The 14,086-nt window shown below is 54.2% G+C and carries 13 protein-coding genes; 6 read left to right on the top strand and 7 right to left on the bottom strand.

The features are described 5' to 3' along the window. Positions 1 to 94: 94 nt before the first annotated feature. From PN477_RS20335 to PN477_RS20320, 4 genes are all read right to left on the bottom strand, one after another. Positions 95 to 766: a tetratricopeptide repeat protein gene (locus PN477_RS20335; RefSeq protein ID WP_272147590.1), complete on the bottom strand. Its 672-nt coding sequence runs from the start codon at positions 764 to 766 to the stop codon at positions 95 to 97. Positions 767 to 915: 149 nt separating this feature from the next. After that, positions 916 to 1,509, bottom strand: a complete 594-nt coding sequence (locus PN477_RS20330) for a class I SAM-dependent methyltransferase (protein ID WP_272120376.1) — start codon at positions 1,507 to 1,509, stop codon at positions 916 to 918. Between the two features lie 80 nt (positions 1,510 to 1,589). Continuing rightward, positions 1,590 to 3,266 (bottom strand): GTPase HflX, encoded by a 1,677-nt coding sequence (hflX, locus tag PN477_RS20325; RefSeq protein ID WP_417158871.1) that lies wholly within the window; start codon positions 3,264 to 3,266, stop codon positions 1,590 to 1,592. A gap of 161 nt (positions 3,267 to 3,427) precedes the next feature. Next, positions 3,428 to 4,657 (bottom strand): glycosyltransferase, encoded by a 1,230-nt coding sequence (locus tag PN477_RS20320; protein WP_272147588.1) that lies wholly within the window; start codon positions 4,655 to 4,657, stop codon positions 3,428 to 3,430. 488 nt (positions 4,658 to 5,145) lie between these two features. On the opposite strand from PN477_RS20320, the gene PN477_RS20315 reads away from it, so the two are divergent. After that, positions 5,146 to 6,000 carry a class I SAM-dependent methyltransferase gene (locus PN477_RS20315; protein ID WP_272120382.1) on the top strand — a complete coding sequence of 285 codons (855 nt, stop codon included), beginning with the start codon at positions 5,146 to 5,148 and terminating at the stop codon, positions 5,998 to 6,000. Between the two features lie 188 nt (positions 6,001 to 6,188). Continuing rightward, entirely contained in the window at positions 6,189 to 7,844 is a 1,656-nt protein-coding gene (locus PN477_RS20310) for an ABC1 kinase family protein (RefSeq protein ID WP_272120386.1), read from the top strand. 82 nt (positions 7,845 to 7,926) lie between these two features. Here PN477_RS20310 and PN477_RS20305 read toward each other — a convergent pair whose 3' ends face one another. Further along, positions 7,927 to 9,489 (bottom strand): SpoIID/LytB domain-containing protein, encoded by a 1,563-nt coding sequence (locus PN477_RS20305; protein ID WP_272120388.1) that lies wholly within the window; start codon positions 9,487 to 9,489, stop codon positions 7,927 to 7,929. Positions 9,490 to 9,885: 396 nt separating this feature from the next. Beyond that, positions 9,886 to 10,407 (bottom strand): pentapeptide repeat-containing protein, encoded by a 522-nt coding sequence (locus tag PN477_RS20300; RefSeq protein ID WP_272120390.1) that lies wholly within the window; start codon positions 10,405 to 10,407, stop codon positions 9,886 to 9,888. A gap of 388 nt (positions 10,408 to 10,795) precedes the next feature. On the opposite strand from PN477_RS20300, the gene uraH reads away from it, so the two are divergent. Both uraH and PN477_RS20290 read left to right on the top strand, forming a co-directional pair. After that, the gene (gene uraH / locus PN477_RS20295; protein ID WP_272120392.1) at positions 10,796 to 11,155 is read left to right on the top strand and encodes a hydroxyisourate hydrolase; all 360 of its coding nucleotides are present in this window, start codon (positions 10,796 to 10,798) and stop codon (positions 11,153 to 11,155) included. Between the two features lie 309 nt (positions 11,156 to 11,464). Next, positions 11,465 to 11,836, top strand: a complete 372-nt coding sequence (locus PN477_RS20290) for a VOC family protein (RefSeq protein ID WP_272120394.1) — start codon at positions 11,465 to 11,467, stop codon at positions 11,834 to 11,836. 54 nt (positions 11,837 to 11,890) lie between these two features. Here PN477_RS20290 and PN477_RS20285 read toward each other — a convergent pair whose 3' ends face one another. Continuing rightward, positions 11,891 to 12,334 (bottom strand): Rrf2 family transcriptional regulator, encoded by a 444-nt coding sequence (locus tag PN477_RS20285; protein WP_272120396.1) that lies wholly within the window; start codon positions 12,332 to 12,334, stop codon positions 11,891 to 11,893. A 249-nt stretch (positions 12,335 to 12,583) separates the two neighbouring features. Here PN477_RS20285 and PN477_RS20280 point away from each other — a divergent pair, with 249 nt between their 5' ends. Then, positions 12,584 to 12,979 (top strand): AbrB family transcriptional regulator, encoded by a 396-nt coding sequence (locus PN477_RS20280; protein ID WP_072622762.1) that lies wholly within the window; start codon positions 12,584 to 12,586, stop codon positions 12,977 to 12,979. Between the two features lie 273 nt (positions 12,980 to 13,252). Next, positions 13,253 to 14,035 carry a radical SAM protein gene (locus PN477_RS20275; RefSeq protein WP_272120399.1) on the top strand — a complete coding sequence of 261 codons (783 nt, stop codon included), beginning with the start codon at positions 13,253 to 13,255 and terminating at the stop codon, positions 14,033 to 14,035. Positions 14,036 to 14,086: the final 51 nt, after the last annotated feature.

The raw sequence follows: 14,086 nt of genomic DNA, 5'->3' as shown, positions 1-14,086 counted from the left end.
ACTTGGGTGCGTTGGCTTCTCAATTTTAACACAAGACTGAATTCAGTCGTCTCCCGTTGGTCGGTTTATTTGTTGGCAAAAATTCATCTCACCGCTAACCTAACGGTGTAGCGGGAGTCCTCTTTTTGCATTTAAGATAGGCGGAGCCGATTTTGTCGGTTTTGGCGATTTGGAGGGCGAGAACGGTTTGATAGTCCTGGAGGGCGGGGGGATATTGTCCGGCTTGAAAGTGCAGGGCCGCGATCGCCGTCCGGGTCAAGATCTCGCTGGTCTGTAAGGCGCTGACATCCTGGCCCGGTTCGGATTGTAATTGTTGAAACCGATCGAGGGCGGTTTGATAGGCTTGCAGGGCGTGATCGCGCTCTCGCAAATCACCATAGGCTTCGCCTAAATATTGGTGGGTATAGCCTTGATACAGAACATTTTGATCGCGTTCAAACAGTTCCAACGCCGTTTTGAACTGCTCCAGGGCTTGCTTCGGTTCGCGGCGGGCCAGATGCACTTCACCAATGCCATTAAAACTATTCCCCATCCCCCCATAGGCATCATGGGCGCGAAAGAGGGCGATCGCATCGCGATAGGTGGCGATCGCCCCGTCCCCATCCCCATTGCGGTATTGATCGTAGGCCTGCTGATTGAGATAAACCGCCGTGGTAATCTCCGCCTGCGCCGCCTCGGACAATTCCTGCGCATGACCAGAGGGCAGAGCCATCACAATCCCCACCGTCAGCACCACCAGACAAAAAAACCCTAAAACGCGCTTCATCGTGCCAGCCTACCCAACGCAAAATTAATCCAAAGCCGTCTTAAAAAGACGAGGTTTTAAACCCATTTTTTTGATAACGTTCATCTTAACCGCGCCCGCTGCGATCGTCATGGGTAGGGGGAGCCGTATCCATTGCGCCAGCAACCGTTTTAAGCGGGTGAGGGTGGGGCGATCCGCTCAAACACCGTCAGACTCTCCACCTCGCGCACACGGCGAAATTCGGGATCAGGACAGATCACCGCTTCCATATAGTGCTGGCAGGCGTGGCGGCCGCCCCTGGTGTCGTGGAGGGCGACGATGCTGCCGGGGCTGAGGTGCGATCGCCACGCTTCCCAATCCCCTTTTAAACCCTCGTAGGAATGATCCCCATCGATAAACAGAAAATCCACAGGCGGGAGATCCTGGGCCGCTTCCACCCCGGTTTTCTGCACCCAAATAACGCGACCGGCGGCACTTTGGCTCACTTCCCGCCGGGCGATCCACTGGTGAAAATTAATCCCCAACTTGCCGGGAAAATAGGGGTCAATGGCGTAATACACCCCCGCCGGACTCATCACCTGGGTTAAGTCTCGCGCCGTCACCCCTTCATGCACCCCAATTTCGGCTAAACAGGTTTTTTGGGTGGCCAGTTCCACCAGGGCAGCCCGTTCGGCGGCGGAGGTTTCAGTGTGGGCGCGACGAAGTCCTAATTGATAGCGAACCCAATTGAGAGAGGAGCGATTTTCAAACATTGTGACAGTCACGGGTGAATCTGAGGCATGGGGGTGCATGGCCCTGGCCACATCGACGATATCACACCCGATCCGCTCCCATCTTGCCCCCGCTACACTTGGGCGACGAGTTCCCCCAGGCGTTGGCGGAGGGTGGTGAGGCCGATGCGATCGCGGGCGGCAATATACACCGCGTCAGGATAGAGGGTTTGGGCCGTTTCAAGGGTATCACTCCCCACCTGATCGAGCTTGTTAAAGGCAATCAAACTCGGCCCCGGTACGATTTCCATTTCCGCCAAAATCCCCTCCACGGCGTTGATCTGATTCTGCCAGGCCGGATGGGACAGATCCACCACATGGAGCAGCACATCGGCTTCGGTAACTTCTTCGAGGGTGGCACGAAAGGCATCAATCAACGACGGGGGCAGTTCGTGGATAAAACCCACGGTGTCGGTGAGGAGGATGGTTTGGATGTGGTGGCTGTCGGGGTCTTCGAGGATGAGGCGGCGGGTGGTGGGGTCGAGGGTGGCGAAGAGTTGATCAGCGGTATAGACTTCGGCGTTGGTGAGGGTGTTGATCAGGGTGGATTTACCGGCGTTGGTGTAGCCGACGATCGCAACGGTGGCGATTTCTCGCTGTTGCCGTTGGTGACGCATCCGGGAGCGGTGGGCTTGGAGTTGGGTCACTTCTTTTTGGAGGCGGGTGAGGCGGCGTTGGATTGTGCGGCGTTCGGTTTCGAGTTTGGTTTCCCCAGGCCCCCGTGTCCCGATTCCACCCCCTAAGCGGGACATGGCTTGACCGCGCCCGGTGAGGCGGGGTAGTTGATATTCCAGTTGGGCGAGTTCCACTTGTAGTTTCCCGGCTTGGGATTGGGCCCGCTGGGCGAAGATATCGAGGATCACTTCGGTGCGATCGACGATGCGCACGCCGATTTGTTTTTCGAGGTTGCGACCTTGGGCGGGGGACAGATCCCGGTCAAAGACGATTAAATTTGCGCCGAGGGTTTGGGTGGCGATCGCAATTTCCTGCACCTTCCCCGCCCCGACCACAGTTTGGGGATGGGGTCGCGCCCGTTTCTGGATGATGGTTTCCAACACATCCCCCCCTGCGGTATCAATCAACCGCCCCAATTCGGCCAGGCGATCCTCCACCGTTTGCCCACCGTCCCCGGTATCCAAACCAATCAGCACGACGCGATCGTGATCGCTGTCCACCTGCTGGGCGGTAAACTCCCGCTCAAACTCCGCCTCTAACCCCTCCACCAGGTCTAAAAAGTCCTGCTCGGCGAGGTCTTCAAGTCGGGTCGCGGCAGACACGGCCCAAGGGTCGCCATCGGGTTGCGGCAACAGATGCGCCAAATACGCCGCCTCAACATAGCCCGTCACCCCCCCGCCGCGCCGCTCGAACCCATCCCCCGTCAGGGTCAATTCCACCAAGGCATCCAATCGCTGCACCACCATCGCCGTTAGGTGTTCTTCACTGGGGGGCGTGTCTTTCAAGCTGGTGGCGACGCAGCGAATCCCACAGAGCCGCTCTGCACCGTAGCGGGGCAATTCCGACGGCGGGATCTGGGTTTGGCGAGGGGAGCCGATCCCAACCCGGATCACCTGGCCGCGCCGATTCACGTAGGCGCAGAGGGGTTGGCGAATTTCGGTGCTGATGGCGGCGAGGCGCTGGGCAAAGTCGGCGGTGGTGAGGCAGTCTTGGGGAAGCCGCTGTTGATAGAGTCGCCGCAATTGTTTGATGTGGCTGGATTTTAGCCCTTGGGTGCTGCCGTAGATTGTATCGATGGTGGGTTTGGGGTAAGTGAGTATAGATCAGCCATTATTGTAATCAGATCTGCTGACGGAAGCGCAAGACAGGGCGCGATCGCACCTTGGCCCCAGTCTCGCCGCCGCCATCGCTCAAACCCTCGCAACGTTGAGCCTCCAGGGGCTAACGCTGCCTTGTCTCACGGGACTTTTTGCAATTGATTATAGGTGGCGGCCAGGGTTTGGCCCCGTTGGCTCCAACTGTAGAGGGTTTTGACCCGCTCTTGACCCGCTTTCCCCATTTGCTGCCCCAATTCGGGATGGGTGGCTAGCTGCTGTAGGGCTGCGGCCATGGCTTGTACGGCTTGTTCAGGATTCAGGGCTGGAATCTTAAACCCGGTTTCTGGGACAACTTGGCGATCGGGGCCCCCCAGGGCGAGGCAGATCACCGGACGACCGGCGGCCATGGCTTCTAAACAAACCCAGCCGCCGGAATCGTGGAGGCTGGGATGGATGAGGGCGTGGGATTGGCTGAGATAGGCGATCGCTTGATCCCGAGGCACGCGGCCGGTGAATTTCACCTGGGAACCAACGCCCAAGTCTTGGGCCAGTTGGGCGAGGTGCGATCGCTCCGGCCCATCCCCCACAATCCAATATTCCGCCGTCGGCACCTGAGCCGCCGCAAAGGCGCGAATCCCCAAATGAATCCCCTTCCAATGCAACAACCGCGCCATCGTAATCACCCGCAACGGCTCCGGCGCGGGCCATTCACAGGCCGCCAAGCGTTCAATTTCCGCCGCCGCCATCCCCGATTCCGGCGCAAGCTCCACCGCCGGACAGCCCAGTTTTTTGAGGCGATCGGCGGTGTCGGTGGTGGTGGCCTGTACCCGCTGACACCGCCGCGCCGTCATCCCCGTAAAGGGGTCAAGCTCACCAAGGCGATGGGCCAAGACCCGCACCCATTCGTACACCTTGGCCCGCAGGCTGAAATCTTGCCAAAACGCCGCCGGAGCCATTTCGCCACCCCCCACCGGCCCCCAGAGCATCGGAATCGGCAACAACGATAAAAAGCTCGGCGTGGAATAGCGCACATAGGTGACGTGATGGATCGCATCAAACATGACCTCTTGATGGCTCTGTTTGGCAACAAAATAGGCGCGAATCTGCCAGAGATAATAATGAATATGTACCCCGAAGAGCGATCGCTTCCACACCCCCTCCCCCCACACCGGACAATCAATCACCTGCACATTGGGAATCGGATTCTGCGCCAACTCTTCCCGAATCAGCGCCACATTATCCTGACGAGTCAGCAACCACACCTGATGATACTGCGCCACTTCCCGCATAATATTCCAACCCACTCCCGGTTCAGACCCCATATGTGGGCGACAGGCATAGGCAGAGATGAGAATTTTCAAGGGTTTCATCAAAACACGCCTCTTCATGGATCAACCTTGGCAAATCTTAACCCATCCCCTTAATCTCTAGGCCAGCCCTCCCACCCAGTCTTGTCCTCATCCCTCAGCGTCAAATTGCTCCCATCTCAAACGAGACGAAGGAGATGCGTTGCTTCTCCTTCCGTTCACAAATAGGATTTCCGCGTCATCTCAACCCAGGGGCTTAGAGATACAAGTCACGTTAGGATTTTGTCTGTCTTCGTGTGATTTAGAACGGCTCGATCGAGTCAGGGAAATCGTGAGAGAACTCATCCAGAATGTGAGGTGATCACGATCGTGTTTGAATTGAGTTGAATGCAGAGGTGCGATCGCAACGTTGCCAGGCCATCCCATCTATCCAGGAAGACGGTTCGAGAAATCATTACCAATTATTAAAATTGATTTCATCCCCTAAAAACATCGTTATGATGTTTAAGCTATACAGTATCTGCATCAAATTCGCCACACCCAGAAATGATATGACGACCCTTCAGGATAAGTACAATCGCACTCCAGAACAGATCCGTCTTCATTACGAAACCGAAAAGCGCCTTGCTCAACGTTTGCGGCAGTCCACGAAGACAGAGCGCCAACATCTCTATAGTGAGGTCTACGATGAACTGTATCGCACCATCACCTTTGAGCCTCTCGTTGAACGCAGCAAAAACGCAGAGGCCCAAGCCTGGGTGGCGAACTATCGGATGGATCTGCTGCGTCCGTTTCTCAGCCCCGAAAAAACCTATGGTGAAGTGGGCCCGGGGGACTGTTGCGTCGCTCTCGCCGTGCAGCCGTTGGTGAAAAAAGTGTATGCCATTGATGTTTCGGCGGAAATTTCTAAGTCCGTTACCTTTCCTGAAAATTTTGAACTGGTGTTATTTGATGGCTGCAATATCCCCTTACCGGATAACAGTTTAGATGTGGCCTATAGTAACCAAGTGATTGAGCATTTACACCCCGATGATGCCGCCGATCAAATTAAAAGTATTTATCAAAAAGTGGCTCCCGGCGGTTACTTTATTTGCATTACCCCGAATCGGTTATCGGGCCCCCATGATATTTCCCAATATTTTGATGAAGTGGCGACCTGTTTTCATTTGAAAGAATATACGACCACTGAGTTGTATCATGTGCTGCGGGATGCGGGTTTTCAGCGCGTTTGGCTGTATAAAAGTCGCAAAACACAGAATATTAAAATCCCGCTTAATGGGGTGACGTTGCCGATTATTAGTCTGTTGGAATCGGTCACGGATTTGCTGCCGTTTGCCCTGAAGCGTAAAGTGGCGAGCCTGCCGTTATTGTTCCGGAGTATTACGTTGGTGAGTCAGAAACGTTAAGCGGTTTGCAGGGTACGGGGCGAAGGATGCGGCGCTGATCAGGGTTGCGGGTAAGGTGATGGGAACGTTGCTGATCCGATGGGTGCGGGGCTGGTCTGCGTGCCACCCTTGGCGGAGTGTGGGATAATTCAGGGCGTATTGCTGGGATTTTCCCCGTGTTTTTGCTCTGCATCTTTCGCTGATTTCGTATGAAAGCCCCCCGTTGGCAACGCAAAACCTATTCGCCCTGGTCTCGTCAGCTTGATATTTTTGTGTTTATGGCGCAGTTTTTGCTGATGTTGGGGCGCGATCGCCTACTGGGAAATCGCTCGATCCAAACCACTCGCAAGCGAGCACAATGGCTCACCCGTCAACTCCTCGAACTGGGCCCCACGTTCATTAAACTCGGTCAAGCCCTTTCGACGCGGGCGGATTTAATCCCCGTGGAATATACCGAGGCGTTGAGTGAACTCCAAGATCGCGTGCCGCCCTTTGGGTCGGAGGAAGCGATCGCTGTCATTGAAGCAGAACTGGGCAAACCGGTGCAGACTCTGTTTGAAGATTTCGATCATTTTCCCCTGGCGGCGGCGAGCTTGGGGCAAGTGCATCGCGCCAAACTCCACAGCGGCGAAGACGTGGTGGTCAAGGTGCAACGACCGGGACTTGAGGCTTTGTTTAACTTAGATATTGAAGTGTTGCATCGGGTGGTACGGTTACTGAATCAATATTTTCCCAATATTCGTAAATACAATTTAGAAGCGCTGTATCATGAATTTTTTGGGCTGCTCTATCAAGAAATTGACTATCTCCACGAAGGCCATAATGCGGAACGGTTTCAACTCAATTTCAAAGGCTATTCCCATATCTTAGTGCCGAAAGTATATTGGCGATATACCTCAAAAAAGGTGCTCACCCTTGAATATTTACCAGGGATTAAAATTGACGATCGCCGCACCTTAGAAGATTGCAACATTGACCCGGATCAAGTAATCCAAGCTGGGGTTTCCTGTTATTTAAAACAATTGCTGGAAGATGGCTTTTTTCAGTCCGATCCCCATCCGGGAAATATGGCGGTGCAGCGGGATGGCCGCTTGATTTTCTATGATTTTGGCACGATGGCGGAGGTGAAATCTCTGGCGAAGGATCAGATGATTAATACTTTTTTTGGGGTGCTCAGAAAGGATACGGATGCGGTGGTGGATAGCCTGCTGTATATGGGGTTGATTGAGCCGGTGGGGGATATGGCTCCGGTGAAGCGGGTGGTGGGGTTTGTGTTGGATCGGTTCCGGGAAAAGCCGGTGGATTTGCGGGCGTTTCAGGAGATGAGTGATGAGGTGTATGTGCTGTTTGAACAGCAGCCGTTCCGTTTACCGGCGCAGATGATGTTTATTGTGAAATCGATTTCAACCCTAGACGGGATTGCCCGCAGTTTGAACCCCCAATACAATTTAATCGCGGCGAGTAAACCGTTTATTAAAGAGTTAACCCAATCGGTGAATAAGGGGAATTTACTGCGCAAGACGGCGAAACAGGCGGCGGCGTTTGTGCAGTATCAATTGACGCGACCCAGTGCAGCCGAAGAAGCGATCGCACTCTTAGAAAAACGCATCCAACAGGGAGAACTGGAGTTTCGGATTCGCTCCGATGTGGGCGATCGCCTTCTGCGCCGGATTAATCTCGCCTTGAAATGTTTAATCTATGCCTGCATCAGTGGTTCGACCCTGGTGGCGGGGACGGGGTTATTGTTGGGGGGCTATGGAAATTGGGCGATCGCATTATTTTGCATATCGCTCTTTTGGTTTTTTCTCCTCAGCCGTAACCTCCTTCGTCTCCTCGCCCGCGAACGGATTGAAACGCTGCTGTAATGTTGTTTGATGTTGCGATCTTGGTTGGGGGAGCAAGGGGCTTCAGCCCCTTGGCCTTGGATCAGCCGAGCAGCCCAGGAGCTTAATCGGGTTGATAGCGGATGATGTTGGGGCTGAAGGGTTGCAGGGTTGTGCCGGGATAGTAGAACTGGAGGATGCGCCGATAGTCCCAGCCCTGGTTTGAGAGGGTGTAGGAGCCGTATTGATTGAGGCCAACGCCATGGCCAAAGCCGCCCCCCACGAAACGGTAGCCGCTCAGTTCGCCTTGGGCATTGAGGATCGGGTCAATGTAGAACAGGGTGCTGCGGGGCGGGCCGAGGGCGCTGCGGGCTTCGGTTTTGTGGAGTTCGATCACGCCGCGATTGGTGGTGATCGCGAGGGTGCGAATCCGGCCGGAGGGCGATCGCTCCGTCACCGCCATGCGGATAATCTGCTGCACGGGGCCGAGGGGGTGTTTGGTGACGGTGAGGTATTTATTCAGATCGGCGGTGAGTTCCGGTAAGGTGCTGCTGCGATCCCAGCGAAACACGGGACTATCTGCACCGTTGAAGCCTTGGCGTTGGTTGAGAAACTGGCGAATGGCGGTTTCATTGTCGAGGGGGGCTTGGGCGAGGTTCCAGGTGGGCGCGATCGCATCCACCCGCGCCCGTAAATACTCCCGCATTTGCCCATCCCAAATATCCTCAAACTGCGCCGTCACCCCCCCGGTATGGGCCGAATAAAGCGCGTCTACCAATTCATCTTCATAGGTCAACACCTGGCCCGCCGTGGACTGAATCGCCTGATCCGCCCGCGCCACCGTCCCCGTCAGCCCTTTATAAACCTGACAATGCACCGTTGCGCAGAGTTCATAATCGTCCGCCTGGAAGCGGCGCGTATTTCGGAGGGCATAGGTGCGGGCGATCACGGTTTGGGCCTGTACCGCCGTGTAGGGAGCCTGGGGGCCAATTTCATGGGGAACCACGCCCCGCAGATAGGTTTCAATATCGACAGTATTGACGAGGGTAAAATTTCCGTAGGCGTTGGGTTGGATGCGCATCGTGCCGCCGTAGAGGGTTGTGCCGTCTTCGGTTTGGACGCGGATGCGATCGCTGGGCGTGGTGATGTCGATTTCCTGACGGTTGTAGCGAAAATTGCCCACTTGGAACGACACAATCGGAACCGCCTCTAAAACTTCACTTTGCAGATAGGGGTCAGTTTCTCCCCCCTCCCGCAGACTTTCAAGGAGTTTACGCCGCAGCAATGGCGTAGAGTACACATCCCGCTTCGCCCACACTTGCCAGCGTCCCGGCTGGGTCACTTCGACGGCAATGCCCCGCGCCGCCCACTGTTTTGAGGCATCTTCGGCGGTTTCAAAGGTGGCATGATCGCTGAGGACGATCCATTCTTGGACGACGGGGGAACCTTGGGGTTGGGGGCGCACCTCCAGGGTGAGGCTGGCGGTGGTTAAGGTTTGGCGATCGCCGTTGGGACTTGGGAAGGAGAGGGTGAGGGGTCGATTGTCGCCGCTACTGAGGGTGAGGCGATCGCCCTGCTCATCACCAAACCGCTGCACCACCCCCACATCAATTTCCGTGACAGCGATCGCAGGCATCGCCCCACCCGTTAACAATGCAGGGATCAACAAAAACAACGGCTTAATCATAGCAATCTCAACTCAAACAGATCATTCAATCCCAACCGGATCGGGATGTTGGTAGGGTGCATCTCACTTTTGCAGATTCCCATGGCTCACCAGAGACCCCCCTCATCCCCAGCCCTTCTCCCGCAGGAGAAAGGAGCCAAAAGCCCTCTCCTTCGGGAGAGGGTTGGGTGAGAGATTGCATCACTGAGATACACCCTGTTGGTATTGTATCGACTCCCTTCCCACTCCCGACAGTTCCCGCCCCCCTCCCGCTCCATAGGAAAAACAGTGGCACACATCCGAAGATGCTACCACTGCCAATCTATCCATCCCAAATCTGTAGTTCTCTGTGATCCACAGAATGGATCAGGGTTCAGAACGAATACTGATAATTCAAACGATGCAGATGATCACTCGTTAGTCTGCCATCTCGGGTAAGAGATCCGGATTAATTTCGCCATCTTCCCCGCCGATCCCAATCGGAGTATTTTCAATGGTTGCATCGGTAATCACTAAATCAGTGATCGCAGCCCCGGCTAATTGCACATCATTGAGAGTTGCCGCTGTGAAGTTTACCCCATTGAGAATTGCACTGTTGAGATTCGTCGCAAACAGCGTTGCATCAGAAAGATCGGTATTAACAAGCTCTGCATTAATCAACGTGGTCAGGGTTAAATCAGCCCCACTCAAGTCAGCCCCGGTTAAGTCAGCCCCTTCGAGGTTAGTGGCGGTTAAATTTGCCCCTTGCAGATTGGCACTGCGTAAGTCTGCACCAATCAAATGCAGTTCCGAAAGATCGGCGTTAGACAGGTCACAGGCCTCGCAGGCCCTGGTCTCTAGAAGTTTCTGCACATCGGCGGGGTTTTCCGCGTGACCCAGGCCGGCAAGCCCAAAAACGGTAGCGATGGTGAGTAGCGATGCTGTATATAGGCGACCCATAATAATCCTCCAAAATAATCTCTAATCCTCAACACCATAGGAATTTTTATGCAGCCCAATCATCAGATTCCGCCTGGCAGCAATACCAATTTTCAAAGTTCAGTTCAATGGGATGATCATTGAAAAATCGCCGTTTACGGAACGCTTCGATGGAATGGGGTTAATAAATGGCGTGGAATGATTTAACTCTTCTTTAATCATAGCAATCGATGGGAAACCGCACCTCCACCCTTAGGAGGAAATCCCGGAAGTCTTACGAAACGTTGCATAACTTCAAGGGGACGGCCCAAAGTGTTACATTTTGTTGTGCTTGAGCGGGGGGATTCTGCCGCTAAAATGAGGTCGCTAGACTACGCTGGCACGTTATTTCAATCCCTGACTTCAATCTATGGCCGGTTTTCTTACCACCCATGTGTTAGATACAGCGAATGGTTGTCCGGCGGCGGGGATGGTGATCGAATTATGGGCGATCGCACCCGATCGTACCCGACACCACCACGCCACCTTCACCACCAACCTCGACGGGCGTACCGATACCCCCGTCCTCCCGCCCGAACAATTCAAACTCGGACAATATGAGTTGATCTTTGCGGTGGCGGATTATTTTCGCGATCGCGCCACCCCCCAAACTGATCCCCCCTTTTTAGACCGCGTGCCCATCGCCTTTAGCATTGCCGACCCGACGAGCCATTACCATGTGCCGCTCCTTGTTTCCCCCTGGGCCTACAGCACCTATCGCGGCAGCTAACGCCCAAGGGCTGCGGACAACACACGATAGCAGTGGTCGAGATCGTTAGGACGGGCAAGGGGCTTAAGCCCCTTGTTCCGAGACATACCTCCGAGACATACCTCCGAGACATACCTCCGAGACATACCCTTGTCCTAATCTCTTCGACTATTGCTATAAATCCCGGCGTTGACGATCGCGATCGGCCTTGCAACCCGGATCATCATCCGTGCCAACCCCGACGCGACCCACCCAACACAATCCAACCGCTATCGTTCCTCGTATCGTTGACTGCGGTAGAATCGTCAACTGTGGAATGAGGAGGCGATCATGATTCGAGGGTATTTGCATACGGCGATTGTTGTTCGAGATTTGGCCGCAGCACGGCAGTTTTATGAGGGAATTTTAGGGTTAATTCCCGTGGAGCGATCGCTAAAATTCCCCGGCATCTGGTATCAAATTGGCAACAGCCAACTGCATCTCATGGCCACATCTGCCCCCCAATCTGCCCTAGTCAATGCCGAAAAATGGGGACGCAATCCCCACATCGCCTTTGCGGTTGACGATATTACTGCCCTCAAAACCACCCTCACCGCCCAGCATTATTCCTTCCAAGTCAGCGCATCCGGGCGAGCTGCACTCTTTGTCCGCGACCCCGACGGCAACGTCATCGAATTAAGTGCCGCCCCATCTTCAACGTAAAGGATGCGCAAGAATCACCGGAGTGAATCCCCCTTCATTGTTGTGCGACCTCGATCAAACCACAAAATTATGGTCGTTACGTTGAATGGTTTGTTGGCTGCGAGCATCGTAATATAGATCTGCCAAGGTAATCTCGTAGAGCACGGCTTTTAGTTTCTCATGGAGACGTTGCCACAGACTATACGTTACCCAATCTTCTGCTTGATCTTGATCCGGTTGATGGTGCGGCAGGGGATTGATCGTCTCTCCGACGGCGGCTAAGATTTGTCCCAATGAAATTTGAGTGGGTTTGTGGGCGAGGCAATAGCCCCCATGGGCCCCTCGCACGGAATAGACTAATCCCGCTCGGCGCAGTTCGATCAACAGTTTCTCTAAATAGGGAGCGGGGATCGCTTGGCGTTGGGCGATCGCATTAACCGAAGCGGGTTTATGGGTCGGCTGTAAGCTTAGATCAAGCAATGCTTTAACGCTGTAATGAGCACGAGTTGTCAGTTTCATTGTTACTAAATTAACTATGCTTACGAGGATCGTTGTTGAGCCAATCAAGAAAGAATAGAGATCTAAGCCGACAACTCCGCTTAAATTAGTGGAAACTTGATTGACTAACTATGATAGATTGTAGTTTGATGGGTTTATTAAAACTAAATTCTCAAATAACACCATTGTCCTTATTGGGTATGATTCACTGATGGAGCCAGCCTCAGTGACGATACCTAAAGGTTGTCGTCGAATTATCACGAGACATTAATGAGCAAAAAGACTATTCCCACCCCCCTGACGGGCGAAGAGCTTGTCAAAAAAGTCAAGGAACTTGGAAACTCTAGTAAAGATGAAAAGGCGAAAGCCTGCGGTTACTATACGCTCACCAAAAACGGGGTTGAGCGTGTCAACATGATGAAATTCCTCAAGGCCTTAATTACGGCTGAGGGAATTGTGTTAGATGGTGCTGGTAATGGTAACGGTCGTGGTGGACGGTCTGCAAGTTACCGAATTACCGTTCAGTCCAATGGCAATCTGTTAATTGGTTCGGCCTACACCAAAAAAATGGGGCTTGAACCCGGTGATGAGTTTGAAATCACCCTCGGTCGAAAACATATTCATCTCAAGCAAGTCAACGGTGGCGCTTTTGATGAAGAAGAATAAGCTCCTCTAGCAGTCTGCCATCATCATCCATATATTCCAGAATCAATACTGCTTCTGAATCCGTAACGTGTTAAGTCGCTTAACACGTTACAGCATCAGTAAATCACATGAGGTTAACGAATTGTTGACCTCAATGTGATTTTTTTTGAGGGAGTGAATCGGGACGGGATAACCAGCGGGGGAATTCTGGGCATCGCGCTTAGTCTACGAAGGCAGACAAATGCCCGACGGGGCTGCCATGATGGGAGATGATGCAGGCAGGAGAAGGACAGGATGACCACACAAGCGTTTTCGACTGTGTACGGGCCGGTGCGATCGTGGCGCTACGGGCGATCGCTCGGGATCGATCCCATTGGGACAGTGTCCACCTGTTCGTTTAATTGTGTCTATTGCCAGTTGGGCTGTATTGAACACCTCACCCCCACTCGCTCGGTCTATGTGCCCACGGCTCGGATTGTCGATGATCTCCGCGCTGTGGATCGCGAGGGGGTGGATATTGTCACCCTCAGCGGCAGCGGTGAACCGACGTTGGCGCTGAATGTGGGTGAAATTTTACAGGCGGTGCGCGACGAGATCCGGCGACCGAGTTTGGTGCTGACGAATGGGACGCTGTTGGGTGATGCGGCGGTGATTCAAGGGTTGGCGGCGGCGGATCGGGTGGCGGTGAAATTGGATGCTTGGACGGATGCGGCCCTGCGTCGGATTAATCGACCGGTGGCGGGGTTAACGGCGGCGGCACTGTGGGCGGGAATTTGTCGGTTTCGCCAGGCTTACCCAGGGCAGTTTGAGCTACAAACGATGGTGCTTCGGCCCTGGTCGGAGCAGGAACGGGCCGATTACATCGCTAAACTTCAGCACTTACAGCCCACCGTGGTCTATTTGAATACGCCATCTCGGCCGAAACCCCGCGAGCGATCGCTCGCCGGGCGAGGCAATGAGGGGGGCGATCGCACTCCCGCCCAGCAGTTCCATTGTGTGGACTCCGAGACCCTCACCACCCTCGCCCAAACCCTCACCGCTGCGACCCAAATTCCCGTAAGATGGAAATCCCCTTGAGCCTGGCCCGATCCGGAGGCTTGGCCGTTTTTGAACGGACGTATCCCCAAC

The sequence above is a fragment of the Spirulina subsalsa CS-330 genome, assembly GCF_028330765.1.
Classification (GTDB): domain Bacteria; phylum Cyanobacteriota; class Cyanobacteriia; order Cyanobacteriales; family Spirulinaceae; genus Spirulina; species Spirulina subsalsa_A.
The sequence above is the reverse complement of the archived record's forward strand: the minus strand, read 5'-3'. Positions and strand labels throughout refer to the sequence as shown.